At 45.3% G+C, this 23,924-nt stretch carries 28 protein-coding genes; 22 read left to right on the top strand and 6 right to left on the bottom strand.

The features are described 5' to 3' along the window. Window positions 1-2 precede the first annotated feature (2 nt). From rpsN to dsbD, 16 genes are all read left to right on the top strand, one after another. Entirely contained in the window at window positions 3-308 is a 306-nt protein-coding gene (rpsN, locus tag KDM90_RS16795) for a 30S ribosomal protein S14 (RefSeq protein WP_189347742.1), read from the top strand. A 13-nt stretch (window positions 309-321) separates the two neighbouring features. Continuing rightward, a complete protein-coding gene (rpsH, locus tag KDM90_RS16790; RefSeq protein ID WP_189347744.1) occupies window positions 322-717 on the top strand; it encodes a 30S ribosomal protein S8 in 396 nt (131 codons plus the stop codon). 10 nt (window positions 718-727) lie between these two features. Then, window positions 728-1,261, top strand: coding sequence for a 50S ribosomal protein L6 (gene rplF, locus KDM90_RS16785; protein ID WP_189347746.1), 534 nt, complete (start codon window positions 728-730; stop codon window positions 1,259-1,261). Window positions 1,262-1,274: 13 nt separating this feature from the next. Next, the gene (gene rplR, locus KDM90_RS16780) at window positions 1,275-1,637 is read left to right on the top strand and encodes a 50S ribosomal protein L18 (protein ID WP_186892595.1); all 363 of its coding nucleotides are present in this window, start codon (window positions 1,275-1,277) and stop codon (window positions 1,635-1,637) included. A gap of 11 nt (window positions 1,638-1,648) precedes the next feature. Then, window positions 1,649-2,167 (top strand): 30S ribosomal protein S5, encoded by a 519-nt coding sequence (rpsE, locus tag KDM90_RS16775; protein WP_186917415.1) that lies wholly within the window; start codon window positions 1,649-1,651, stop codon window positions 2,165-2,167. A gap of 10 nt (window positions 2,168-2,177) precedes the next feature. After that, complete coding sequence (rpmD, locus tag KDM90_RS16770) at window positions 2,178-2,357, top strand: 50S ribosomal protein L30 (protein ID WP_212676792.1); 180 nt, start codon at window positions 2,178-2,180, stop codon at window positions 2,355-2,357. A 28-nt stretch (window positions 2,358-2,385) separates the two neighbouring features. Then, window positions 2,386-2,868: a 50S ribosomal protein L15 gene (rplO, locus tag KDM90_RS16765; protein WP_212676791.1), complete on the top strand. Its 483-nt coding sequence runs from the start codon at window positions 2,386-2,388 to the stop codon at window positions 2,866-2,868. A gap of 22 nt (window positions 2,869-2,890) precedes the next feature. After that, window positions 2,891-4,228: a preprotein translocase subunit SecY gene (gene secY / locus KDM90_RS16760; protein ID WP_212676790.1), complete on the top strand. Its 1,338-nt coding sequence runs from the start codon at window positions 2,891-2,893 to the stop codon at window positions 4,226-4,228. 24 nt (window positions 4,229-4,252) lie between these two features. Next, the gene (infA, locus tag KDM90_RS16755; protein ID WP_005663428.1) at window positions 4,253-4,471 is read left to right on the top strand and encodes a translation initiation factor IF-1; all 219 of its coding nucleotides are present in this window, start codon (window positions 4,253-4,255) and stop codon (window positions 4,469-4,471) included. 32 nt (window positions 4,472-4,503) lie between these two features. Continuing rightward, window positions 4,504-4,617, top strand: coding sequence for a 50S ribosomal protein L36 (gene rpmJ, locus KDM90_RS16750; protein WP_014004415.1), 114 nt, complete (start codon window positions 4,504-4,506; stop codon window positions 4,615-4,617). A 27-nt stretch (window positions 4,618-4,644) separates the two neighbouring features. Next, a complete protein-coding gene (gene rpsM / locus KDM90_RS16745; protein ID WP_186917419.1) occupies window positions 4,645-5,010 on the top strand; it encodes a 30S ribosomal protein S13 in 366 nt (121 codons plus the stop codon). A 40-nt stretch (window positions 5,011-5,050) separates the two neighbouring features. Next, a complete protein-coding gene (gene rpsK, locus KDM90_RS16740) occupies window positions 5,051-5,455 on the top strand; it encodes a 30S ribosomal protein S11 (protein WP_186892601.1) in 405 nt (134 codons plus the stop codon). A 200-nt stretch (window positions 5,456-5,655) separates the two neighbouring features. Next, on the top strand, window positions 5,656-6,279 hold the full coding sequence (gene rpsD / locus KDM90_RS16735; protein WP_212676789.1) for a 30S ribosomal protein S4: 624 nt from the start codon (window positions 5,656-5,658) through the stop codon (window positions 6,277-6,279). Between the two features lie 104 nt (window positions 6,280-6,383). Continuing rightward, window positions 6,384-7,361: a DNA-directed RNA polymerase subunit alpha gene (locus KDM90_RS16730; RefSeq protein ID WP_212676788.1), complete on the top strand. Its 978-nt coding sequence runs from the start codon at window positions 6,384-6,386 to the stop codon at window positions 7,359-7,361. 129 nt (window positions 7,362-7,490) lie between these two features. Continuing rightward, window positions 7,491-7,889, top strand: a complete 399-nt coding sequence (rplQ, locus tag KDM90_RS16725; RefSeq protein WP_212676787.1) for a 50S ribosomal protein L17 — start codon at window positions 7,491-7,493, stop codon at window positions 7,887-7,889. A gap of 224 nt (window positions 7,890-8,113) precedes the next feature. Then, window positions 8,114-9,952 (top strand): protein-disulfide reductase DsbD, encoded by a 1,839-nt coding sequence (gene dsbD, locus KDM90_RS16720; protein WP_212676786.1) that lies wholly within the window; start codon window positions 8,114-8,116, stop codon window positions 9,950-9,952. 98 nt (window positions 9,953-10,050) lie between these two features. On the opposite strand, the gene sbcB is transcribed toward dsbD, so the two are convergent. The 4 genes from sbcB to yihA all read right to left on the bottom strand — a co-directional run bounded on the left by sbcB (window position 10,051) and on the right by yihA (window position 14,692). Further along, window positions 10,051-11,490, bottom strand: coding sequence for an exodeoxyribonuclease I (gene sbcB, locus KDM90_RS16715; protein ID WP_212676785.1), 1,440 nt, complete (start codon window positions 11,488-11,490; stop codon window positions 10,051-10,053). A gap of 37 nt (window positions 11,491-11,527) precedes the next feature. Continuing rightward, window positions 11,528-12,667 carry a magnesium transporter CorA family protein gene (locus KDM90_RS16710; RefSeq protein WP_230409863.1) on the bottom strand — a complete coding sequence of 380 codons (1,140 nt, stop codon included), beginning with the start codon at window positions 12,665-12,667 and terminating at the stop codon, window positions 11,528-11,530. Between the two features lie 83 nt (window positions 12,668-12,750). Further along, window positions 12,751-13,764, bottom strand: a complete 1,014-nt coding sequence (gene hemB / locus KDM90_RS16705) for a porphobilinogen synthase (RefSeq protein WP_212676784.1) — start codon at window positions 13,762-13,764, stop codon at window positions 12,751-12,753. Between the two features lie 184 nt (window positions 13,765-13,948). Further along, window positions 13,949-14,692: a ribosome biogenesis GTP-binding protein YihA/YsxC gene (yihA, locus tag KDM90_RS16700; protein WP_212676783.1), complete on the bottom strand. Its 744-nt coding sequence runs from the start codon at window positions 14,690-14,692 to the stop codon at window positions 13,949-13,951. A 246-nt stretch (window positions 14,693-14,938) separates the two neighbouring features. Between yihA and KDM90_RS16695 the strand changes: the two genes are divergently transcribed. From KDM90_RS16695 to KDM90_RS16675, 5 genes are all read left to right on the top strand, one after another. Then, the gene (locus KDM90_RS16695; protein WP_212676782.1) at window positions 14,939-15,610 is read left to right on the top strand and encodes a c-type cytochrome; all 672 of its coding nucleotides are present in this window, start codon (window positions 14,939-14,941) and stop codon (window positions 15,608-15,610) included. 98 nt (window positions 15,611-15,708) lie between these two features. After that, window positions 15,709-17,880 carry a cytochrome c biogenesis protein ResB gene (locus tag KDM90_RS16690; RefSeq protein WP_212676781.1) on the top strand — a complete coding sequence of 724 codons (2,172 nt, stop codon included), beginning with the start codon at window positions 15,709-15,711 and terminating at the stop codon, window positions 17,878-17,880. Between the two features lie 45 nt (window positions 17,881-17,925). After that, complete coding sequence (ccsB, locus tag KDM90_RS16685) at window positions 17,926-19,062, top strand: c-type cytochrome biogenesis protein CcsB (RefSeq protein WP_212676780.1); 1,137 nt, start codon at window positions 17,926-17,928, stop codon at window positions 19,060-19,062. Between the two features lie 258 nt (window positions 19,063-19,320). Beyond that, window positions 19,321-20,301 carry a protein-methionine-sulfoxide reductase catalytic subunit MsrP gene (msrP, locus tag KDM90_RS16680; RefSeq protein WP_212676779.1) on the top strand — a complete coding sequence of 327 codons (981 nt, stop codon included), beginning with the start codon at window positions 19,321-19,323 and terminating at the stop codon, window positions 20,299-20,301. Between the two features lie 8 nt (window positions 20,302-20,309). Then, complete coding sequence (locus KDM90_RS16675; protein WP_212676778.1) at window positions 20,310-20,936, top strand: protein-methionine-sulfoxide reductase heme-binding subunit MsrQ; 627 nt, start codon at window positions 20,310-20,312, stop codon at window positions 20,934-20,936. Here KDM90_RS16675 and lptM read toward each other — a convergent pair whose 3' ends face one another. Continuing rightward, window positions 20,937-21,113 (bottom strand): LPS translocon maturation chaperone LptM, encoded by a 177-nt coding sequence (gene lptM, locus KDM90_RS18470; protein WP_212676777.1) that lies wholly within the window; start codon window positions 21,111-21,113, stop codon window positions 20,937-20,939. A gap of 66 nt (window positions 21,114-21,179) precedes the next feature. On the opposite strand from lptM, the gene cyaY reads away from it, so the two are divergent. Further along, a complete protein-coding gene (cyaY, locus tag KDM90_RS16665) occupies window positions 21,180-21,488 on the top strand; it encodes an iron donor protein CyaY (protein WP_212676776.1) in 309 nt (102 codons plus the stop codon). A gap of 102 nt (window positions 21,489-21,590) precedes the next feature. Here cyaY and KDM90_RS16660 read toward each other — a convergent pair whose 3' ends face one another. Beyond that, complete coding sequence (locus KDM90_RS16660; protein WP_212676775.1) at window positions 21,591-23,903, bottom strand: penicillin-binding protein 1A; 2,313 nt, start codon at window positions 23,901-23,903, stop codon at window positions 21,591-21,593. Between the last annotated feature and the right edge of the window lie 21 nt (window positions 23,904-23,924).

Raw genomic sequence — 23,924 nt, 5'->3', positions numbered from 1 at the left:
CCATGGCAAAATTGGCACTGATTAATCGTGAGCAAAAGCGTGCAGATTTGGTGAAGAAATTCGCCGGCAAACGCGCCGAATTGAAGGCCATCATTGATGACCAATCAAAAACTGAAGAAGAGCGTTATTTAGCTCGTTTGAAGTTGCAGGCATTGCCGCGTAATTCTAATCCGACTCGTCAGCGCAATCGCTGCACTTTGACAGGTCGTCCACGTGGCACATTCCGTAAGTTTGGTTTGGGCCGTATTAAAGTCCGTGAATTCGCCATGCGTGGTGAGATCCCGGGTATGACTAAAGCTAGCTGGTAATAGGAGAATAGCAATGAGTATGAGCGATCCTATCGCCGATATGCTGACCCGCATCCGTAACGCGCAAGTTGTTCAAAAGACTGCCGTCGCGATGCCGTCCTCTAAGGTAAAAGTTGCAATTGCAAACGTACTGAAGGACGAAGGCTACATTGAGGATTTCGCAGTAGTAGAAGCTGCTGGTAAATCTGAATTGAAAATCGGTTTGAAATATTATGCAGGACGTCCTGTTATCGAACGCTTGGAACGTGTTTCACGTCCAGGTCTCCGTATTTACAAAGGTAAAGACGAGATCCCAAGTGTGATGAACGGTTTGGGCGTGGCCATCGTGTCCACACCTAAGGGCGTTATGACTGACCGCAAAGCGCGCGCAACCGGTGTCGGTGGCGAAGTTATTTGCTACGTCGCCTAAGGAGTGCAAGATGTCTCGAGTAGGTAAAATGCCAATCGCGTTGCCAGCAGGTGCAGAAGTTGCCATCTCCGCAGCAGCGATTACAGTAAAAGGCCCTATGGGCGTATTGACACAAGGCTTAAACGGCTTGGTGTCTGTGGCTAACGAAGGTGGTTCGTTGAACTTTAGTCCAGCGAACGACAGCCGTGAAGCAAATGCAATGACAGGTACTTTGCGTGCACTGGTCAACAATATGGTGACCGGCGTAACGAAAGGCTTCGAGCGTAAGCTGACATTGGTAGGCGTTGGTTACAAAGCGCAAGCGCAAGGCGATAAGTTGAATCTCTCCTTGGGTTTTTCTCATCCTGTCGTACACGACATGCCTGCTGGCGTGACATGTGCAACACCAACTCCAACTGAAATCCTCATCAAAGGTGTGGATAAGCAGAAAGTTGGTCAGGTCGCAGCAGAAGTTCGTGCATACCGCAGCCCAGAGCCTTATAAAGGTAAGGGTGTCCGCTACGCGGATGAAGTGGTTGTGATTAAAGAAACCAAGAAGAAGTAATAGGGGTTAGACGATGGATAAGAAACAATCACGTCTGCGCCGCGCGACTCAAACCCGTGCCAAGATCGCAGAGCTCAAGGTCACACGTTTATCTGTGCACCGTACGAACCTGCATATCTACGCTAGCATCATTGATGCAGATTCCAAAGTTTTGGCATCTGCTTCTACAGTGGAAGCTGAAGTGCGTGCAGAATTGGCGGCGGCATCCAAGCACGGTGGTAATGCTGCGGCAGCCACTTTGATTGGTAAGCGCGTTGCGGAAAAAGCGTTGAAAGCAGGAGTTACCGAAGTCGCGTTTGATCGCTCCGGTTTTCGTTACCACGGTCGTGTGAAGGCGTTGGCGGAAGCTGCGCGTGAAGCCGGCCTGAAGTTCTAAGGAATATTGTCATGGCAAAAATGCAAGCAAAAACAGCAGCCGACAAGCCGGATGATGGCATGCGCGAGAAAATGATCGCGATCAACCGCGTAACCAAAGTGGTTAAGGGTGGTCGTATCATGGGTTTCGCTGCGCTGACAGTTGTTGGTGATGGCGATGGCCGCATCGGTATGGGTAAAGGGAAATCGAAAGAAGTTCCAGTAGCCGTACAAAAAGCGATGGAAGAAGCGCGTCGCAAAATGATCAAAGTCACGTTGAAGAATGGAACTTTGCAACACACTGTTATCGGTAAGCATGGTGCATCTTCAGTGATGATCTCTCCAGCTAAAGAAGGTACTGGTGTGATCGCTGGTGGTCCAATGCGCGCTATTTTCGAAGTGTTGGGCGTTACTAACGTTGTTGCAAAGTCTAATGGTTCCACAAATCCATACAATATGGTTCGTGCAACATTAAATGGCTTGGCAAAAATGAGTACTCCAGCTGAGATCGCAGCGAAACGCGGCAAGTCCGTTGAAGAAATTTTGGGCTAAGGTGATCGCAATGACTAAAACAGTAAAAGTACAATTGGTCAAGGGTTTGATCGGTACGCGTGATTCACATCGTGCCACAGTGCGCGGTTTAGGTTTGCGTCGTGTTAACTCAGTTTCTGAGTTGGAAGACACACCGGCAGTGCGCGGAATGATCAATAAAGTCTCGTATCTTGTGAAGGTTGTATCGTAAGCCTTTGGGTTTGCGATCGGAGCAAATTATGGAATTAAATACAATCCAACCAGCTGATGGTGCAAAACACGCTAAACGTCGTGTTGGTCGCGGTATCGGTTCTGGTTTAGGTAAAACGTCTGGCCGTGGTCACAAAGGTCAGAAATCTCGTACAGGTGGCTTTCATAAAGTCGGTTTTGAAGGCGGTCAAATGCCTTTGCAACGCCGCTTGCCGAAACGTGGTTTCAAATCATTGGCTACTCCATACAAAGCAGAAGTACGTTTATCTGACTTGGAAAGTCTACCAGTAACAGAAATCGACGTATTGGCTTTGAAACAAGCTGGTATCGTGTCTGAATTGGCACGGGTAGTTCGTGTGATTTTGTCTGGTGAGATTACTAAGAAAGTAACTTTGAATGGCTTGATTGCTACCAAAGGTGCGAAGGCTGCAATCGAAGCCGCTGGCGGAACAGTGGCTGATTTAGTGATTGCACCCGTAGTTAAGAAATTACCTGCGAAAGCAAAAGCTTAATTAAGCCAAAACGGAGCAAACATTGGCAACATCTCCTCAACAAACTAAAAGTGCTGCAAGTGGTTTTCCCTGGGGAAGACTATGGTTTTTATTGGCAGCACTAGTTGTATATAGGATAGGCGCACATATACCTGTTCCTGGAATCGATCCAAAGGTATTGGAAGATTTGTTCAAGCAAAACCAAAATGGTATTTTGGGTATGTTTAACATGTTCTCTGGTGGTGCTTTGTCTCGCTTCACAATTTTGGCACTCGGAATTACGCCGTATATCTCTGCCTCGATTATTATGCAGTTGATGTCAGTCGTTTCTCCTCAGCTTGAAGCATTGAAGAAAGAGGGTGAGTCGGGTCGTCGTAAGATTACTCAATACACCCGTTACGGCACATTGGTATTGGGTGTTGTGCAGGCGTTCTTCATTGCTTTTGGTTTGGAGACGCAAGCAGGCTTGGTGTTGGATCCTGGAATGGCATTTAGATTTACCACTGTCGTTACTTTGGTAACTGGCACGATGTTCCTGATGTGGTTGGGTGAGCAGATCACCGAACGCGGTTTAGGTAACGGTATCTCTATTATCATCTTTGCGGGTATCGTCGCCGGCTTGCCAGGTGCATTAGCAGGTTTGTTCGAATTAGTTCGTACTGGCTCTATGCAGGCGTTTTCCGCATTGATTATTTGCGTGATGGTTGCAGCGGTTACTTATTTGGTTGTGTTCGTAGAACGTGGTCAGCGTAAGATCCTCGTCAACTATGCGAAGCGTCAGGTTGGCAATAAAGTTTATGGTGGTCAAAGTAGTCATTTACCACTCAAGTTGAATATGGCAGGTGTTATTCCGCCGATTTTCGCGTCCTCTATCATCATGCTTCCTGCCACTATCACTGGTATGTTTGCAAAAGGGGCGCAAGATCAGGATTCCGGTTTTGTTCGGTTCTTGCAAGATTTAGCAAGTTCATTGACAACTGGAGAGCCTGTGCACGCATTGTTGTACGCAGTAACGATTATATTCTTCTGTTTCTTTTATACAGCGCTGGTTTTTAACAGCAAAGAAACTGCGGATAACCTGAAGAAAAGTGGTGCGTTTGTGCCAGGCATTCGTCCAGGTGAGCAAACTTCTCGTTACATCGACAAGATTTTGATGCGTTTGACTTTGATTGGTGCGGTATATATTGCATTAGTTTGCTTGTTGCCGGAACTGCTGATTGCACGTTGGAAGGTACCATTCTATTTCGGCGGAACATCTTTGCTGATTATTGTGGTGGTAACAATGGACTTTATGGCTCAAGTGCAAAATTACGTAATGTCACAGCAATACGAATCGCTTCTTCGTAAAGCAAATTTCAAGGGCGGCGTACCTTCACGGTAAGCACCCAGAGGAACAGCAGATCGAATGGCAAAAGACGACGTTATACAGATGCAGGGAGAGATTCTCGAGAATCTTCCGAATGCAACATTTCGAGTTAAGTTGGAAAATGGGCATGTTGTGCTTGGCCATATTTCAGGAAAAATGCGTATGAACTATATTCGCATTCTTCCTGGTGATAAGGTGACAGTAGAATTGACGCCTTATGATTTGAGCCGAGCACGTATTGTGTTCCGGACCAAGTAAATTAAATTGAACTAGAAGGGAAGAGGGCAAAAATGAAAGTTCTCGCATCAGTTAAGCGGATTTGCCGCAACTGTAAGATCATCAAGCGCAAAGGTGTTGTTCGTGTAATTTGCACAGAACCACGCCATAAACAGCGCCAAGGTTAATTAACGTTATTGAACGAGGAATAACGAATGGCACGTATAGCAGGGGTTAATATCCCAAATCATCAGCATACCGTAATCGGCTTACAAGCTATTTATGGTATTGGCGGCCCACGCGCAGCAGATATCTGTGCAGCAACGGGTGTTCCGACCACTAAAAAGGTCAAAGATCTGGACGACAACGAGTTAGAAAAGCTTCGCGACAGTATTGCAAAATACGTCGTGGAAGGTGATCTTCGTCGTGAAATCTCGATGAACATCAAGCGTTTGATGGACTTAGGCTGCTACCGCGGTCTGCGTCATCGCAAAGGCTTGCCTGTTCGTGGACAACGTACACGTACAAATGCACGTACACGTAAGGGCCCACGTAAAGCAGCGCAATCATTGAAAAAATAATCCAGCGCAGTTGTAACTTACTGGATTCAAGGAACCAATTATGGCAAAAGCACAAAATAACGCAGCGGCAGCACGCGCTCGTAAAAAAGTTAAGAAAAATGTTGCTGAAGGTATCGCACACGTTCACGCATCTTTCAACAACACCATCATCACGATCACTGATCGTCAAGGCAATGCATTGTCTTGGGCAACAGCTGGTGGTCAAGGTTTTAAAGGCTCTCGTAAATCTACACCGTTTGCAGCTCAGGTTGCAGCGGAAGCCGCAGGTAAAGTGGCTGTAGAATGCGGTATCAAAAATCTTGAAGTACGTATCAAAGGCCCAGGCCCAGGTCGTGAGTCCTCTGTGCGTGCTTTGAATAATTTGGGTATCAAGATCTCTTTGATTCAAGACGTTACGCCAGTTCCACACAACGGCTGCCGTCCTCCAAAGCGTCGTCGTATCTAATACTTAGCTTAGCTCAGGCTAAGCTTTGTAAATTCTAGCTTCCATGCTAGAATGCAGCCCGCCAATAAATTTGGTGGGTTTTGTTCTTTAGAATCGTTCTTTAGAATTTAGCGACTTTTTTAAGACCACTGTTTGGTAGCAGGTAGACCAAACTAGCGTAGGTGTATTGAGCACTTACGTCATTTACAAAGGAAATTATTGTGGCACGTTATATCGGACCAAAAGCAAAATTATCCCGCCGCGAAGGCACGGACCTCTTCCTGAAAAGCGCACGTCGCTCTTTGGATTCCAAATGCAAATTGGATGTAAAACCTGGTCAACACGGTGCAAAATCTGGTGCACGTACTTCTGACTTCGGTAACCAATTGCGCGAAAAGCAAAAAGTTAAACGTATGTACGGCGTATTGGAACGTCAATTTCGTCGTTATTTCGCAGAAGCTGATCGTCAAAAAGGTAATACTGGCGAAACTTTGTTGAAATTGTTGGAATCCCGTTTGGACAACGTTGCATACCGTATGGGTTTCGGCTCCACACGTGCAGAAGCACGTCAATTAGTCAGCCACAAAGCATTCACTGTCAATGGTATAGTAGTGAACATCGCTTCTTACCAAGTTAAGTCTGGTGACGTTGTAGCTGTTCGTGAAAAAGCGAAAAAGCAAACACGTATCGTTGAGGCTTTGTCGTTGGCTGAACAAGTTGGTATGCCTTCTTGGGTTTCTGTTGACGCGAAGAAAATGGAAGGCACATTCAAGTCGATGCCAGACCGTAGCGATATCGCTCATGACGTCAATGAATCCTTGATCGTCGAATTGTATTCTCGTTAATATTAAGTCTCACCGCCTGCCCATTTTTACGATGGGCAGGCTTTTTTCTTTTTGCCATCAGCCTTATCGGTGTAACGAGCCGAGGGTATTGAAAAGGACAAATCATGCAAAACAATCTGTTTAAACCTCGTATTATCGATGTCGAAATGTTGGGCGCAGGCTCAGCAAAAGTTGTGATGGAGCCTTTCGAACGAGGTTTCGGTCATACGCTCGGTAATTCTTTACGCCGCGTCTTGTTGTCTTCTATGGTTGGTTATGCACCAACTGAAGTGACTATCGCTGGTGTTGTGCACGAATACTCAACTCTCGACGGCGTACAAGAAGACGTTGTGGATATTTTGTTGAACTTGAAAGGTGTGGTCTTCAAGTTGCACGAACGTGATGAAGTTACTTTGACTTTGAAAAAAGAAGGCGAAGGCGCGGTATTGGCTTCCGACATCGATTTGCCACATAACGTAGAACTGATTAACCCAGAGCACGTGATTGCGAATTTGACCGCTGGCGGCAAATTGGATATGCAAATCAAAGTAGAAAAAGGCCGTGGCTACGTTCCTGGTAACGTACGTCGTTTGTCTGAAGATGCGAACAAAACGATTGGTCGTATCATTCTGGATGCGTCGTTTTCTCCTGTACGTCGTGTTTCTTACTCTGTTGAATCTGCCCGCGTTGAACAACGTACAGATTTGGACAAATTGATCATCAACATCGAAACAAACGGTGTAATTACGCCAGAAGAAGCGATTCGCCAATCTGCTCGCGTATTGGTTGATCAATTGCATGTATTCGCTGCATTGGAAGGCACAGAAGCAGCCGCAGAAGCACCATCACGTGCTCCTGCTGTTGATCCAGTATTGTTGCGTCCAGTTGATGATTTGGAATTGACAGTACGTTCAGCAAATTGCTTGAAAGCGGAAAATATTTACTACATTGGCGATTTGATCCAACGTAGTGAAAACGAATTGTTGAAGACACCAAACTTGGGTCGCAAATCTTTGAACGAAATCAAAGAAGTATTGGCTTCCCGCGGTTTGTCTTTAGGCATGAAGTTAGAAAACTGGCCGCCTGCTGGTTTAGAGAAGTAATCTTGATGTCGGGTCGATTCGTTTGACCCGACGTTTTATTTGTAGTGTGTAGTAAGAACATTACCGGTCCGCGTCAAATGGTTTGACGATAGAAGAACTGGAATTTTTAAACAATCGAAAGGAAGTATCATGCGTCATCGTCACGGCTTACGTAAGCTGAATCGTACATCATCCCACCGTTTAGCAATGTTGCGCAATATGACAGTTTCTCTGTTGCGTCACGAAGCAATCAAAACAACTTTGCCAAAAGCGAAAGAATTGCGCCGCGTTGTTGAGCCAATTTTGACTTTGGGTAAAACAGACACATTGGCAAACAAGCGTTTGGCATTCAACCGTTTGCGTGATCGTGAAATCGTACAAAAATTGTTCGCTGAATTAGGCCCACGTTTTGCAAATCGCAACGGTGGTTACCTGCGTATTTTAAAAATGGGTTTCCGTGTTGGCGACAATGCACCTATGGCCTATGTAGAATTGTTGGATCGTCCAGAAGTCACTGACGCTGCAGATGCACCAACAGTTGACGAATAAGCTAAGTTGTTATTAGCAGTTCTGAAATAAAAAGCCGTTCAGTAAAATGAACGGCTTTTTTCTTTTGGGTATCGCCGCAATACTATACTGAGTGGTGTCAATGACGCGATTCTTCGTAATCCGTTAAGATAGTGAACGCCACCGTCGGTCTGATTTTGTGTCGACGTTTTGAACCATGCGAGAGTCAGTGACTCTGATGGGCTATCTGTAGAATTCTAAAGAATATGATGAAATTTTTTTTAAGCGCGCTATCAGGACAAGATCCATCACATTCATGGAGTGCACTTAATCGCTATTTAAGGGCGTTATCGGCGCTTGTGATTGCCTTCCTCTTGTTTATATCATTTGCTAAGGCGGAGGACTTTCTGGAGCCTGAGAAGGCGTTTCAAGTTAAGGCGCAGATGGTAAATGGCGGTAAGGTGCAGATTACTTATACGATTGCTGATGCCTATTATCTTTATCGTGAGCGTTTAAGATTTGCGGCTCAAGGAGCAGAGTTGGGTGAATTTCAACTCCCTGCGGGTAAAGTGAAATTCGATGAAACTTTTCAAAAAGATGTAGAAACCTATCATCACGAATTGGTGGTGCAAATCCCTATCAAGGCGACTTCCGATTTTCAATTGAAATTAGAACTACAAGGTTGCGCCGAAGCCGGCCTTTGTTACCCACCTATGGAAATAACATTGCCGGTTAGGCTGCCTGACATCGCAAATGGTAATAGCAGTGCGGCAGGACTGGCTGATGCAACTCCAAATACAACAGCAAACCTGAAGCCGGATACAGCGTCGCACTCAGTGCCAGCTAGTGGTGAACAATCTAGTATTGCTGATGCCCTGAAAAGTGGGCGTCTTAGCTTGATTATCCCTTTGTTTTTGGTACTTGGTTTGGGCTTGTCCTTGACGCCTTGTGTGTTACCTATGGTACCTATTCTTTCATTCATTATTGTGGGTGAAGGTGCAGGTGTAAAACGTAGCCGAGGATTTTTCTTGTCCCTGAGCTATGTGCTAGGAATGGCCTTGGTGTACACCTGTTTGGGCGTCGCTGCTGGCTTATTGGGCGAAGGCCTTTCAGCCACTCTGCAAAATCCTTGGGTACTGTCGGCATTCGCGTTGCTGATGATAGTTTTATCCTTGTCGATGTTTGGGGTGTATCAATTGCAAGTGCCGGCTGCGATTCAAACTCGGCTGACCTATTTTTCCGAAGGCCAGCGCAATGGGAAAATGGCAGGTGTTTTTTTAATGGGCGCGATTTCGGCATTGATCGTCGGCCCTTGCGTTGCTGCACCGTTAGCGGGAGCGCTGGTGTATATCAGTCAAACCAAAAATGTGATTGTAGGCGGAACAGCATTGTTTTCGTTAGCGATGGGTATGGGTGTTCCATTACTATTGGTAGGCCTATCGGCAGGTAGTTTATTGCCGCGCGCTGGAGTCTGGATGGAGCAGATCAAACGCTTCTTCGGCGTATTGATGTTAGCGATGGCGATATGGATGGTGTCACCGGTTTTGCCACCTGCAGTGCAAATGAGTTTGTGGGCAATTTTGCTGCTTGCTTATGGGATTTATCAGTTGGGCTTCTATCGAGGCAAATTATTTTCTAAACTGATTGCTTTTGTTTTTGTGCTGGCCGGTTGCGCGCAACTTATAGGCGTAGCGACAGGCGGGCGTGATTCACTTGCGCCTCTCGCGCACCTTACTGGAACAGTGCAGCATGTCAAATTTCAACGCATTAAATCGTCGGCGGAATTGGATGTCGTGTTGGCGCAATCCAAGGGAAAAATTGCGATGTTGGATTTTTACGCAGATTGGTGCGTATCCTGCAAAGAGATGGAAAAACTGACCTTCGTCGAGCCTAGAGTGAAAGCGCAATTAGATCAAATTTTGTTGTTGCAAGTCGATGTGACTGCAAATAACGCGGATGACAAAGCCTTGTTGAAACGCTTTGGCCTGTTCGGTCCACCAGGGATTATTTTCTTTGGTGCTGATGGAAAAGAGCTACCCAATACGCGGGTTATCGGCTACCAGAATGCGGATATATTTTTGAATTCACTGCAGAAGTTAAAATGACGCTGAAAGCTAACATGATGAAGTCATGGTATCGGCTTCATAAATAGAACTAAAAAAGCTGGCTTGGTTTTGCATCAAGTCAGCTTTCTTTGTATGCTTTATCGAATCGGAACTACCAGCTCGGCGTAATCATAGAGCGCCCCAAGAATTTCTTCTGCATCCTCATCGGCAGACTCGGATAATTGATCAATCTCATTGAAATACATATCAACAGTGCGCGAATTCGCTGCTCCTTCCAATAATCGCGTTACGCGGTGTTCTTCCCATGTGGCCATCTCATCTTGGTTGAGTGACTCGGGGAAGTTGCGGGCACGGTAGCGGAACAATAATTCACCTAAGCGCTGATCGTTAAAATGCGGATGTGCGTTCGCCAATTGCTGGGGACTCATTTGGCGCAAATCATTCAATACTTTTCTATCCGCACCGCTAATAAATCCGCCATATAAATCTTCATCTACATCGACTGCTTCAAAACTAGGGCGCGCATAGACTTGCTCCCAAAGTTGCGTGTTGAGCTTTATTTGTATGGCTTGTGCGATCTCAGCGTGCGCCATGACCTGGTGCATGTCGATGCTCCAGCGTTCCGCCATGTTAGTGCTGAGTGTTTTCAGGTTACCAATCACGATAGGTGATTTGTTCAGATGTATGCTCTTGACTGGCAAACGTAATATGCCTTCGGGCAAATCCACTGTTTTGCTAAACATGCGTTGCTGTATCGTAGCCACATCCAAATGCTGCAATTCGCTGGGGTCAAATTGCAAGTCCCAAGCGATAACTTCATTTTTATTGGTTGGGTGTATGGCCAAAGGCCACATCACAGCAAGGCAACCGCGTTCAGTGCTGAACATGCCAGAAATATGTAGGAATGGTTTGCCTAATAAAGGCAAGCCGATTTCAGCAGCTACTCTCTCTTTCTTATGAAGTCCGAAACAAAAATCAAACAGTTTTGGTTGCTTCTCTTTGATTAATTTTGCCAAAGCAATCGTCGCACGTACGTCGGACAAAGCATCATGTGCTGCTGTATGTGAAATGCCATTCGCCGCTGTCAAATGTTCGAGTCGAAAACTAGGTTTGCCATCTTCATTTAAGGGCCAGTTGATACCTTCTGGACGTAGCGCGTAGGTCGTACGTACCATGTCCATAATATCCCAACGCCCACATTGATTTTGCCATTCACGTGCATACGGATCAATCAGATTGCGCCAAAACATAAAGCGCGTGATTTCATCATCAAAACGTATTGTGTTATAACCGACGCCAATGGTGCCCGTGGCGGCCAAAGCGCGTTCTATCTGTGCAGCAAATTCATACTCCGGTAATCCTTGTTCTAGACATTGTTGCGGCGTGATGTGAGTGATTAAGCAGGATTGCGGGTCAGGTAAAAAATCATTTGCAGGTTTGCAAAAAAGATTAATGGGTTCACTGATTTCATTTAAGTCAGCGTCAGTGCGAATCGCTGCAAACTGAGCAGGTCGATCACGCCTAACTAGTGCACCGAAGGTTTCGTAGTCATGCCAGAGAAAGCTATGTGTTTGCATATTGAAGCGGTCGGATTAAAGAAATGATTGTCATCATTCAGCGGTCTGAACGATCATCGCGATTTCTGAAGTAACTTTGTAGTCCAAGTGCAATCAGAAACAAAAATACAGACAGCCCCATCAAACCTATAGTCCATTTGAAGCCTGTCTCGTCATTAATCCAAGGCATCTTGGCAAAGTTCATGCCAAAAATACCTGTGATTAAAGTCAATGGCATGAAGAGCGCGGTAATCACAGTCAACAATCGCATTGTCTCACTGGTCTTGTGCGCGACTGCCGCAAAATGGATTTGTACAGAAGATTCTAACGAGGCTTCCAATCGACGAGTATGGTTGAGAACACGATTGATATGTTCCATGACGTCATTGGTCCGAACTAGTAGCAAGTCCTTGGCGCGACTTAACTCTGTGCTGGTCGCATCGTAAGTGTCGACAAAATGATCGCGCAATTCTTGCATTGCGTCATATTGTTCTTCACACAGGTGCTCCAGTTTTCGTAGTTCTACACGTGAATCAAGGAGCGCGACCCAATTGTTAAAGGGTTTTCGTGGATCAAGCAGGGCATGCTGCCAGCGATCCAATTGCGTTGTTAAAGGCTGACGTAAATCAAGGTATTGATCAACCATTAAATTTAACAAACGTAGCATTAAGTCTTCAGGAGAAGCAGGTAGCCGACTGCTAAGATTGTAACTGTCCTTAGGCTTATAACTTTGCAAACGCGCGCGCATTCCCTCGATGGTGCGACTATGCTTTGCTCTTACAGTGACCAATGTGTTATCGAGCAACAGAAAAGAAACGGGTTGAGTTTGTAGTCGCTGCAACACGGCCGGCATTTTTTTCTTCGATGTGTCACGCGTATTCTGAGCCTCTGCATTCAAAGCCAGCTTTTGAAAAACGACAAGCTCATAATCTTGAGCCGGATCAAAGTTAGAGGGATGATTGAGATTGCAAATGTCCTTCAAATGTAAATCGTAAATACGAATGCCTGTTAGCTCCTCAATTTGACTACGCCAAGCATCCGGATCTGCCGCGACTTCTTCATGTGTCACGTCAAGCCACACGTAACGATACGCCTGTTGAGTAATATCGTTTTCGCCGTCACCAATTAAATCCGTACTACTACTGTTGCTCATCGGATTGAGTACAGCTTGGGTCTCGCTTATATAAAAAATATCCATGAAATCCGTGGCAAAAGTTGACACTTAGAGACTGCTGATAAAACATTTGTCGAATGAAATCAGCGTGACCAAAGCATCTAGTACTACTTTGTTTGTTTTAGTAGGCGAGCAATGTCACGCGCAAAGTAGGTCAACACACCGTCCGCCCCCGCGCGCTTGAACGCCAAGATAGCTTCCATCATCGTCTTGTCGTGATCGAGCCAGCCATTCTGTGCTGCAGCTTTGATCATGGCATATTCGCCACTCACCTGATAGGCAAAAGTGGGGACTTTAAATTCGTCTTTTACCCTACGCACGATATCGAGGTAGGGCATCCCCGGTTTGACCATTACCATATCAGCACCTTCCGCTAAGTCGAGTGCAACTTCGCGTAACGCTTCGTTACTATTGGCAGGGTCCATTTGATAGTTTGCTTTATTGCTTTTGCCCAAATTGCTAGCTGAACCGACTGCGTCGCGAAATGGGCCATAAAAAGCTGAGGCATATTTGGCTGAGTACGCCATGATGCGAGTGTAAATAAAGCCATGTTCTTCAAGCGCACTGCGAATCGCCCCAATTCTGCCATCCATCATATCGCTCGGAGCAACAACATCAGCCCCAGCTGCTGCATGAGTCAGTGCTTGTTTGACTAGTATCGCGGTCGTTTCATCGTTCAAAACATAGCCGTCAGCATTGATGACTCCATCTTGCCCGTGGCTGGTATAAGGATCTAACGCGATATCTGTCAGAATTCCTAATTCTGGACAACGTGCTTTTAAGGCGCGAATCGCACGAGGAATTAATCCATTGGGATTGCACGCCTCGATGCCATCCTCGGTTTTTAGCGCATGATCGATAGAGGGAAATAATGCCAATACGGGAATACCTAATTGCACACAATCGTCCGCGACTTCTAACAATTTATCTAAACTCATCCGCTCAACGCCCGGCATCGAAGCAACAGATTCGACCTTGTTTTGACCGTCGATCAAAAAAACTGGATAAATCAGGTCTGCGGAACTAACTTGATTTTCGCGCATTAAATTACGTGAAAATGCATCTCGACGCATGCGACGCATACGAATGTGGGGGAATTGGGCAGTTGTGGAATTCATCATATCTAAAAATTTATCAGGTTAATGAAACTTTTTTTTCAAATTAGGCTCATAGGGATAGGCAATATGCTTACCGCTGTTCCTCCCTAAGCGGGGCGCCATTTGTTCCCATTCGATTGGCGTTTTTTTTCACCCGGCACCCTCCAGTGTCGGGTTTTTTTATACATCAATTATTTATTGATGTCTTTCACTCGTTTGAATCTGGACTGTGTACTTCGATAAACTCTGATCCCGGACTAGTTGTGTTGCTAATTTGAGGCGTGAACTCTTGATTTAAACCGAGTAAGTCTTTGATCTTTAGGTCCGCCTCTTCAATCCCGGTACGATTTAGTGCGGAAAAAAGTTGCGCTGTAAACGGATAAGGATTGCCCGCGCTATCGACGTAACCGGATAAAACGTTCTGTGCTTGGCGTAGTGCATTTGTTGCATCGTTGCGATTCAGTTTGTCTGCTTTTGTCAATAAGCAGTGGATAGGTCGTCCCGTTGGTGCAAACCATTCAAGCATTTGTCGATCTAAGTCCGTGAATGGTCGACGAGAATCCATAATCAAGACTAAGGCTGACAGTTGATCGCGCTTTTGTACGTAAGAACCGAGTAATTGATTCCAGTGATTTTTCGCTGCACCAGGAACTTCGGCATAGCCATAACCCGGTAAGTCAACGAGGAGAGCACGTATCTCATCTTGACGTGTTTCGTCCTTGCGGTGCTGCCCGACGTGAGCACCACCAATAGAAAAAAAGTTAATATGCTGTGTCCTTCCAGGCGTCTTTGATGCAAAGCATAATTTTTTTTGATTGCAGAGAATATTAATTGCGGTTGATTTTCCCGCATTCGAGCGACCAGCAAATGCTACCTCAGGAACTTGCAAAGTCGGCAAATTTCGCAGATGATTAACTGTAGTAAAAAAGCGGGCTTGCCAAAGGATAGACATAGTTGGGCCAATCAGTAAGGTGGAGCTTAGGCTGCAAAAAAAGGGGCGGAAATCGAGCGTTTTATCTTGAAAAGTGAGGTTTCCTAGCGTCAATTGACTTGGAATTGCTCTACATTTCCACGAAAGCTATTGTACAATAAGGGGTTAGCTACGTGGGCTTCATGATATGAATGCGTTCCGTGTGCTTTTAGCCTCGCAAGTACTTTAATCGTATCGATTTCCAATTTTCAGTCTCAAGGTGTTTGAATGAACCGTGCATTTTTATTATTTTCTAAGTCGCTCAGCCTAGTAATATTGGCGGCATCCTCCCTCGTTTCTGTTGCCTCTGCGAATGAATCAGTCTCTAAGCCAGTCAAAGCCGATGCAAGTAAAGGAGAAGCGCTGTATACCAATGGCGATGCAACTCGCGGTATCGTTGCTTGCGTTTCTTGTCACGGTGCAGCTGGTAATTCGACCATATCGGTCAATCCGAAATTATCGGGTCAACACGAAGCCTATCTCGTCAAGCAATTGAATGACTTTACTGGTCCAACCCGTAATAATGCAGTGATGACGACTTTTGCAAAGTTGATGACGGCAGACGACATGAAAAACGTTGCTGCTTTCTTGGCAACGCAAAAGCCTAAAGCTGGTGCAGCAAAAAATAAAGACATCGTTGAGTTAGGCAAAACAATTTACCGTGCAGGTATTGCTGAGAAAAACGTTGCTGCTTGTGCTGGTTGTCATAGTCCCAATGGCGCAGGAATCCCAGCGCAATTTCCACGCCTTGCTGGACAACATCAAGATTACACCATCGCCCAATTGACGAACTTCCGTACGGGTGTTCGTAAAAATAGCGCACAGATGGTGACTTTGGCAAAACGGATGTCAGATGATGAGATCAAAGCAGTGGCTGACTATATTGCCGGTTTAAAATAATTTTGGATAAGCTGACACGGATAGTCGGCATTCCTAGTCAATCAAATAGATAACGGAGGGGGTGGCGCAGGCCATCCCCTTTTTGTTTTTGGAATTGTATGGAACACGAAACAAGTACTTCTGGCTTAAAAATTTCGACTAATCGTGCATGGCTTGCCAGCTCGGTAGAGTTGCTCTCTTCGATGCGGTTTGCAATCAGTCTACTTACCATTATTGCCATTTCATCGGTAATCGGGACGGTATTAAAACAAAATGAGGCTTTGCCAAATTACGTTAATCAATTCGGACCGTTCTGGTTTGAAGTCTTTCAACACTTAAGCCTCTATTCTTTGTATTCCGCTTGGTGGTTTTTGACCATTATGGGATTCCTCGTTTTATCAACCAGCCTATGTTTGCTCCGTAATGCACCGAAGATGCTGAAAGATATGCGTAGTTGGCGCGAGAATGTCCGTGAGCAATCGCTACGGAATTTTCGTCATCATGTCGAATGGACGAGCCCCCAACAAGCAGAAGAATTAACGAGGCAAATTGGAGAACGTATAAGGCGACTGGGCTATCAATTCAAAATTTTACAGAAAGAAAACGCGGTACTGATTGCCGCAAAGCAGGGGGCCGGAAATAAATGGGGCTATATTTTCGCGCATGCGGCGATTGTTGTGATTTGTATCGGTGGACTGCTAGATTCTGATCTTGCTATTCGATTCCAGACTTGGTTCGGTGGAAAAGTTCCGTTTGAGGGGAGCGGTGTTTTGATCTCGCAAATTCCGGAGCAGCATAAGCTGTCTTTAGCGAATCCAACCTTTCGAGGAAATTTAGCCATCCCTGAAGGAAAAAGTAGTAACACAGCGATCATCGCCCAGACCAAAGGAGTGTTTTTGCAAGACCTCCCATTCACGATCGAATTAAAAAAGTTCCATATAGATTTTTATTCAACTGGTATGCCGAAGCTGTTTGCGAGTGACGTCGTGATTCGTGATCATGAGACGGGTAAAAGTTTTCCTGCGACAGTGAAAGTAAATCATCCGTTGATCTATAAAGGCATTGCCGTTTTTCAATCAAGTTTTGATGATGGTGGTAGTCAATTACAGATTAAAGCACATGCTATGACTGGTCCAAAGTTGCGCAATTTCAAATTGAATGCGACGATGGGCGGTAGCAATGCTCTTAACGCGGAACTGACTGGCGACAGTGCAGAGTACACAATTGAGTGGACAGCTTTCCGCGGATTTAATGTTGAAAATCTTGCTCGTGATGGACAAGATGTGCGAGCGGTCAATCCGAATCAAGATTTTGCTCAAAAGATTAGTGCTGATTTGGATAAACATTCCGGGTCAGCCGCAAAGAATGCTAATAATAAAGAATTGAAAAACGTCGGCCCAAGCATGCAATACAAGTTGCGCGATAAGAACGGCCAAGCTCGTGAATTTAATAATTACATGCAACCCGTAGAATTAGACGGTAGCTGGGTCTTTTTGGCGGGAATGCGTGAATCACCAAACGAGCAATTTCGTTATTTAAGGATTCCAGCGGATGAAAACGATCAGTTAGATGAATGGATGCGATTGCGGGCAGCGTTATCAAATCCCACCCTGCGTGAACAAGCAGCGATACGTTACTCAAAGCGCGCCCTGCCAGCAACAGAGGCGCAATCAATGCAGATTCAGCTAGCCAAATCCGCGGCGCGTGGAATGGGAATTTTTGCGGGAGAGACTGAAACAAGTCGACTTCGAGGATTTACTGCTATTGATGATTTTTTAAGAAAGATACCCGAAGGCGAGCGTCCTAAAGCTGGTGATGTCTTTATGAAGATTTTGAATGGAACAATGTGGGATCTCTGGCAATTGGCGCGTGAGCAGGAAGGCTTACCAGCCTTAGAATTGACCGAAAAACGTGCCCTTTTCTTGCAACAATCGATTTCAGCCTTGTCGGACGCTTTCTTTTATAGCGCGCCAATTTATTTGCAGATGACAGGTTTTGAAGAGATCAAAGCATCGGTGTTTCAAGTCACCCGAGCACCGGGCCAAAATGTAGTTTATCTTGGTTGCTTGTTCTTGGTGATCGGCGTGTTTGCGATGTTTTATATTCGTGAACGTCGCCTTTGGATTTGGCTTAAACAAAGTGATTCTGGAACGACAGTGTTATTAGCACTGAGCTCTCAGCGCAAAACTTTAGATTTTGAGAAAGAGTTTGAACAGTTGAAGATGCAACTCATGCCGCCGAGTGCGATAGCTGTGACGACTGCCAATCAATACGGTGACACAGCAGTTTGAAGTAACTAAAAAAACGAAGAATTGAAAATCATTCATAGGATAAGTATGGAAACTAGTCTGACCTATCAGAGTTATTGGAAGCGTTTGGGAGCCTTTGATTGGCTTTATGCATTGATGTTGAGTGCAGGTGCTTTGTACGCTTTCAAAATGTATGGCGCACACATGGATGTTTATGAAGAAGCGATCTTGCTTTTGAGCGCACCAACTTTTGCGGTATTGGGGTGGAATTGGAAACCGATTCGTGCTTTGATGATCGTGTTAGCAATCTTGTCATTATTCGCGATCTCACAATACGCGGGTTCTTTAGATTTGGCGAACAAAAAATTCTTTTTGAAATACTTATTGTCGAGCCAATCCGCCATTTTGTGGATGAGTACTTTCTTCGTTTTGTCGACATTGTTTTACTGGGGGGGCTTGATTGCTCGGTCTGATTTTGGCGCAGCAGTTGGATCTGGCTTGTGTTGGGCTGCCGTTGTGATGGGCTTCACAGGTCTATTGGTGCGTTGGTATGAGTCTTATCTGATTGGCGCCGATGTCGGTCATATACCCGTGTCAAATCTGTATGAAGTATTTATTTTGTTCTCGATGATTACTGCTTTGTTCTATTTATATTATGAACAAAGCTATGGGACACGCCAGTTGGGTGCTTTTGTCTTGTTGGTAATTTCAGCAGCGGTCGCTTTTTTACTGTGGTACACCGTGAGTCGCGATGCTGCGGATATCCAACCTTTGGTGCCCGCATTACAAAGTTGGTGGATGAAAATTCATGTACCAGCCAATTTCATTGGCTATGGAACATTCTCTTTGGCGGCAATGGTGGGGGTCGCCTATCTATTGAAGTCGAAAGGTTTTATCTCGGATCGTTTGCCGAGTTTAGCTGTACTAGATGATGTGATGTACAAAGCAATTGCGGTTGGATTTGCATTTTTCACGATCGCGACAATCTTGGGAGCCTTGTGGGCTGCCGAGGCATGGGGTGGATATTGGTCTTGGGATCCCAAGGAAACTTGGGCATTGATTGTATGGTTGAATTATGCCGCATGGTTGCATATGCGGTTAATGAAGGGCCTGCGCGGTCAAGTGGCTGCATGGTGGGCAGTCGTGGGCCTGCTTGTGACTACATTTGCATTTTTAGGGGTGAATATGTTTTTATCAGGATTGCATTCCTACGGCGCGCTATAAGAAAACAAAGTTGGGTTGCATGGAGAAGGGCGCTCGCGTAAAGCCAGCGCCCTTCTTTTTTTTGAATGTAGTGGCAACTAGATAATCTATCTTACAAACTCGGTTCGTGCTGTACCGAAACGTTCTATTATTTTGTAAGGTTCAAACGCTTTCTTCGACTTATGAGACACTAGGGTAGCAGCAGATCAGTCCGCCGCTGTTCCGTATTTGATTGAGCATTGTTTGTCATAAGCTGATTGCTGTCACTGAGGAGAATTTATGAGCAAAATTTTGAAAGGATTTGGTGATTTTGCACCACTTCCATCTGAAATAACACCTAGAGAAATCGTCGAGTCGAGGCGTGAATTTATGCGAAAGTTGGCAATAGGATCGATCGCTAGTGCATCGATCCTAGAAATGCTGCGACGTGAAGCATTCGCTCAAAATGGCGTGACGCAAAAATTATCAGGGACGATTAATCCTCTATATGCCTCGACCGAGAAAAAGACCGGCTATCGAGATGCTAGTACCTATAATAATTTCTACGAATTCGGTACGGATAAGTCAGATCCAGCTGAGACGGCCAACACACTCAAAACTCGACCATGGGTTGTGACCGTTGAAGGAGAGGTGAAGAAGCCTCTGACTTTCGATTTGGATAATCTAATTAAGCTAGCTCCGTTGGAAGAACGTATTTACCGACTGCGTTGTGTCGAAGGGTGGTCGATGGTTATTCCCTGGATGGGCTATTCTTTGTCAAATTTATTGAAGAAAGTTGAGCCTACATCCAACGCACGTTATGTGGAATTTATTTCCTTAGCAGATAAGCGCCAAATGCCTGGTATTAATAGTCGGGTTCTGCAGTGGCCATACACTGAAGGCTTGCGAATGGACGAGGCAATGCATCCCCTGACTTTATTGGCACTTGGCATGTATGGTGATGTCTTGCCAAATCAGAATGGAGCACCGGTACGTTTAGTCGTGCCATGGAAGTATGGATTTAAGTCGGCAAAATCTATTGTAAAAATCCGTTTAACAAAAGATCAACCACGTACTTCTTGGAATCTATCTGCACCGGAAGAATATGGATTTTTTTCGAATGTGAACCCGGAAGTCGATCACCCACGCTGGTCACAAGCTACAGAGCGTCGGATTGGTGAAGATGGTTTTTTGACGAGAAAACGCAAGACCTTGATGTTTAATGGTTATAGCGAGGTCGCAAGTTTGTATGCTGGGATGGACTTGAGAAAATATTATTGAGGACATCTATGAGATCGTTAACGCAGCGTCAAATTCAAAGGGTGAAATGGATCGTTTTTCTTTTGTCACTGCTGCCGGGTGGACGATTGATTTGGGCAATTTATCGGGATTCACTCGGTGCCAATCCGATTGAGTTCATTACGCGAAATACCGGAGAATGGACACTTTATTTTTTATGTGCGACGCTTGCGTTGACCCCGGTTAGGAAGTGGCTAGGCTGGCATTGGTTAGTGCGCCTGCGCCGTATGCTCGGGTTATATAGTTTCTTTTACGCCAGCGTTCATTTTCTGACGTTTCTTTGGTTCGACCATTTCTTTGAGCTGACGGAAATGTGGCAGGATGTTTTGAAACGGCCATTTATCGCTGTCGGATTTATTGCATTTAGTTTGTTGATCCCGCTCGCCCTGACAAGCAATCAATGGATGATCAGGCAATTAGGCGGTAAGCAGTGGCAGCGTCTACACCAATTGGTCTATGTCATTGTGCCTTTGGGAGTATTGCATTTTTTCTGGATGAGAGCAGGCAAAAACTTGTGGATACAACCAACTTTATTTGCGTTTGGAGTTGCTGGTTTGCTTGTGATCCGTTTGTTCTGGAGTCTGCGTGATCGCCAGAAAAGAGAATCGCACAATTAGCTATGATTGCGTGAATGAAAGTGACTTCTCAGGACTAGACGGTGTACTTGGCGCCGTCTTTTTTTCAGGAATAAATAATGGACCTTTTTGGCCGCATGCACTTAATGTTCCTAACAGCATTAAATTAAAAACTAATAGCCCTGTAGACCGTAAGCTTATATAGCGCGATTTATTCAAAATAGTCGATCCCGTATAAAATGCAGCTCTGAATGAGCAAAATATCAAACAATGCAGGAGTGTAACATGACCGAATCAGAATTTTTGCGTATGGCAGATCACTGCTTACAGCAAGTCCAAGAGATGTTTGAGCAGGCATTTGAAAGCGACACTTGGGATGTCGATTGCAAACGTAGCGGAAATGTTCTTGAGATTGAATTTGTGAGGAACGGTTCAAAAATAATCGTAAATAGCCAAGCTCCGATGCAAGAGATGTGGGTTGCTGCGCGTTCTGGAGGCTTCCACTACAAATACGTCGAAGATTCTTGGCGAAATACACGTGATGGTACGGAGTTGTTCGCAAGTTTGAATAGTATTGCGGAATTACAAAACTAATCTGGCTAGGGCGCTGAAAGAAAAATAGCGAGGATACAGCCCCTCGCTATTTTTGTCTGAACACATTTAATTCGGATCGACCTGTGGTTTATATTCAGGCCATTACTCAATGATTACTTCGTCTGCGTTGAGGTTCCGTAATGCGGATCCAGGTGGATTTTCTACGTAAAAATAGTCGCCTTCTGCTTGAATGATTCCATTAGGTACTTTGCGTTCCATAATCGGAATGTCACGCAACGCGCGCTGCATATAGCCTATCCATATTGGTAAGGCAAGGCCGCCGCCAGTCTCGCGGTTGCCAAGATTGCGTGGCTGATCATAACCAATCCAAGCTACACCGACAATTTTCTCTTGATAGCCGGCAAACCACGCGTCAATTGAATCATTTGTCGTCCCCGTTTTGCCGGCGATATCTGGGCGCTTTAGAGAGAGCGCCTTAGTTGCCGTACCAAAGCGGACAACATCACGTAGCATACTGTCCATTAGAAAGGCATTTCTTTCATCAATTACCCGATTTGCCTCGTCTTCAGCGACGTCCGGTTTCGCTTGCGAGATCAGTTTGCCATCAGAGTCGGTGATCTTTGAAATTAGGTAAGGGTTGATCTTGTAGCCTCCATTGGCAAATACTGCATAAGCACCTGCCATTTGCAAAGGTGTGACTGCCCCCGCGCCTAAGGCGAGAGTTAAGTAGGGAGGATTTTTTTCTGGCAAGAAGCCAAAACGACTCGTATATTCTTGGCCATACTTAGCGCCGACTTTCTGCAAAATGCGAATTGAAATCATATTCTTTGATTTCGTTAAACCTTTTCGCATCGACATCGGACCTTCGTATTTTCCATCGTAATTTTTGGGCTCCCAAGCCTGTCCACCTGTCTGGCCGGCATCAAAGCTGATCGGCGCGTCATTAATGATCGTCAAAGGTGACAATCCTTTCTCTAATGACGAGGAATAAATGAAAGGTTTAAAACTAGACCCTGGTTGACGCCACGCTTGCGTAACATGATTGAATTTATTTAGGTTGTAATCAAATCCACCAACGAGAGCACGAATTGCACCATCGTGCGTATCCGCTGCGACAAATGCGGACTGAACCTCTGGCATCTGAATAATCGACCAATTCTTACCATCCAGAATTACACGAATGACGGCTCCTCGCTGGATGCGTTTGTTGGCTGGAGCATTTGGTTTTAGCCCCGATGCACCAAAGCTAAGTCCTGATCCTGCAATTTGTATTTCTTCGCCAGAAGAGAGTACGGCACGGACAGCGGTAGGGTTTGCTTCCAAGACCATCGCCGCGAGTATGTCGTCGCTATCAGGGTGATCTGCGAGCTCCTTCTCGATAATTTCATCTGCAGCATCCTTATTTCTCGGTAGTTCGACAATGGCTTCTGGACCACGGTAACCATGCCGACGTTCGTAGTCGAGCACACCTTTACGAAGAGATGCATACGCGGCTTCTTGTTCTTCTTTGCTTATTGTTGTGTAGACATTCAATCCGCGTGTATATGTTTCTTCTTTGAATTGCTCGTAGACAAGTTGACGAGCCATCTCAGCAACGTATTCTGCGTGAATGCCGAATTCGGCACTATTTGTCTTAATGTGCAACTTCTCCACTTTAGCTACCTCATATTGTGCTTCCGTGATGTAGCCAAGTTGTTTCATACGCTGCAAGATATACTGCTGACGCACGGTTGCACGCTTTGGATTGGCAACTGGATTGTAGGCCGACGGTGCTTTCGGGAGGCCAGCAAGCATTGCAGCTTCGGCAATCGATACATCTTTCAAGCTCTTACCAAAATAAATTTGCGCTGCAGAAGAGAAACCGTAAGCACGTTGTCCTAAATAAATTTGATTCATGTAGACCTCAAGAATTTGGTCCTTGGTCAAATTTTGTTCAATTTTCCAGGCGAGTAAAATTTCATAGATCTTTCGCTTGATCGTTTGCTCGGTTGATAAGAAAAAATTGCGTGCGACTTGCTGTGTGATTGTTGACGCACCTTGTTTGTTACCACTAGTCACATTATTCAGAGCAGCACGGGTAATTCCTATGTAGTCGACACCGCCATGTTCGTAGAATCGGTCATCTTCAATCGCTAATACTGCTTTTTTCATAACATCGGGGATTTGTGAAAAATGCACAACGTTTCTGCGCTCTTCGCCAAATTCAGCGATCAATACATTATCAGCGGAGAAGACACGTAACGGCATTTTCGGACGATAACTAGTGATCGCATCAATCTCCGGCAGGTTGGGGTAGGCCATGGTGATTGCGAACACTAAGATCAACAGGCCGGTTAAACAGAGTCCAAAAAAGATCAAAGCAATATTGATGAATATGCGAGCCAATGGGCTGATTGGTTTCTTTTCTTGCTCTGGTTGTTCGGAAGGTGGACTATTGGAGTTTATTGATGACATGACAATATTTTCTTTAGGAGT

Origin of the sequence: Affinundibacterium fentianense (assembly GCF_018139545.1) — a bacterium.
Taxonomy (GTDB): domain Bacteria; phylum Pseudomonadota; class Gammaproteobacteria; order Burkholderiales; family Burkholderiaceae_D; genus Undibacterium; species Undibacterium fentianense.
Note: the sequence above shows the minus strand (reverse complement) of the source record. Positions and strands in the feature narration are given on the sequence as shown.

Excerpts from the sequence above, each read along its gene's own strand:
- rpsN (WP_189347742.1), top strand. The coding sequence starts at position 3 with ATGGCAAAATTGGCACTGATTAATCGTGAGCAAAAGCGTGCAGATTTG.
- rpsH (WP_189347744.1), top strand. The coding sequence starts at position 322 with ATGAGTATGAGCGATCCTATCGCCGATATGCTGACCCGCATCCGTAAC.
- rplF (WP_189347746.1), top strand. The coding sequence starts at position 728 with ATGTCTCGAGTAGGTAAAATGCCAATCGCGTTGCCAGCAGGTGCAGAA.
- rplR (WP_186892595.1), top strand. The coding sequence starts at position 1,275 with ATGGATAAGAAACAATCACGTCTGCGCCGCGCGACTCAAACCCGTGCC.
- rpsE (WP_186917415.1), top strand. The coding sequence starts at position 1,649 with ATGGCAAAAATGCAAGCAAAAACAGCAGCCGACAAGCCGGATGATGGC.
- rpmD (WP_212676792.1), top strand. The coding sequence starts at position 2,178 with ATGACTAAAACAGTAAAAGTACAATTGGTCAAGGGTTTGATCGGTACG.
- rplO (WP_212676791.1), top strand. The coding sequence starts at position 2,386 with ATGGAATTAAATACAATCCAACCAGCTGATGGTGCAAAACACGCTAAA.
- infA (WP_005663428.1), top strand. The coding sequence starts at position 4,253 with ATGGCAAAAGACGACGTTATACAGATGCAGGGAGAGATTCTCGAGAAT.
- rpmJ (WP_014004415.1), top strand. The coding sequence starts at position 4,504 with ATGAAAGTTCTCGCATCAGTTAAGCGGATTTGCCGCAACTGTAAGATC.
- rpsM (WP_186917419.1), top strand. The coding sequence starts at position 4,645 with ATGGCACGTATAGCAGGGGTTAATATCCCAAATCATCAGCATACCGTA.
- rpsK (WP_186892601.1), top strand. The coding sequence starts at position 5,051 with ATGGCAAAAGCACAAAATAACGCAGCGGCAGCACGCGCTCGTAAAAAA.
- KDM90_RS16730 (WP_212676788.1), top strand. The coding sequence starts at position 6,384 with ATGCAAAACAATCTGTTTAAACCTCGTATTATCGATGTCGAAATGTTG.
- rplQ (WP_212676787.1), top strand. The coding sequence starts at position 7,491 with ATGCGTCATCGTCACGGCTTACGTAAGCTGAATCGTACATCATCCCAC.
- dsbD (WP_212676786.1), top strand. The coding sequence starts at position 8,114 with ATGATGAAATTTTTTTTAAGCGCGCTATCAGGACAAGATCCATCACAT.
- sbcB (WP_212676785.1), bottom strand. The coding sequence starts at position 11,490 with ATGCAAACACATAGCTTTCTCTGGCATGACTACGAAACCTTCGGTGCA.
- KDM90_RS16710 (WP_230409863.1), bottom strand. The coding sequence starts at position 12,667 with ATGGATATTTTTTATATAAGCGAGACCCAAGCTGTACTCAATCCGATG.
- hemB (WP_212676784.1), bottom strand. The coding sequence starts at position 13,764 with ATGATGAATTCCACAACTGCCCAATTCCCCCACATTCGTATGCGTCGC.
- yihA (WP_212676783.1), bottom strand. The coding sequence starts at position 14,692 with ATGTCTATCCTTTGGCAAGCCCGCTTTTTTACTACAGTTAATCATCTG.
- KDM90_RS16695 (WP_212676782.1), top strand. The coding sequence starts at position 14,939 with ATGAACCGTGCATTTTTATTATTTTCTAAGTCGCTCAGCCTAGTAATA.
- KDM90_RS16690 (WP_212676781.1), top strand. The coding sequence starts at position 15,709 with ATGGAACACGAAACAAGTACTTCTGGCTTAAAAATTTCGACTAATCGT.
- ccsB (WP_212676780.1), top strand. The coding sequence starts at position 17,926 with ATGGAAACTAGTCTGACCTATCAGAGTTATTGGAAGCGTTTGGGAGCC.
- msrP (WP_212676779.1), top strand. The coding sequence starts at position 19,321 with ATGAGCAAAATTTTGAAAGGATTTGGTGATTTTGCACCACTTCCATCT.
- KDM90_RS16675 (WP_212676778.1), top strand. The coding sequence starts at position 20,310 with ATGAGATCGTTAACGCAGCGTCAAATTCAAAGGGTGAAATGGATCGTT.
- cyaY (WP_212676776.1), top strand. The coding sequence starts at position 21,180 with ATGACCGAATCAGAATTTTTGCGTATGGCAGATCACTGCTTACAGCAA.
- KDM90_RS16660 (WP_212676775.1), bottom strand. The coding sequence starts at position 23,903 with ATGTCATCAATAAACTCCAATAGTCCACCTTCCGAACAACCAGAGCAA.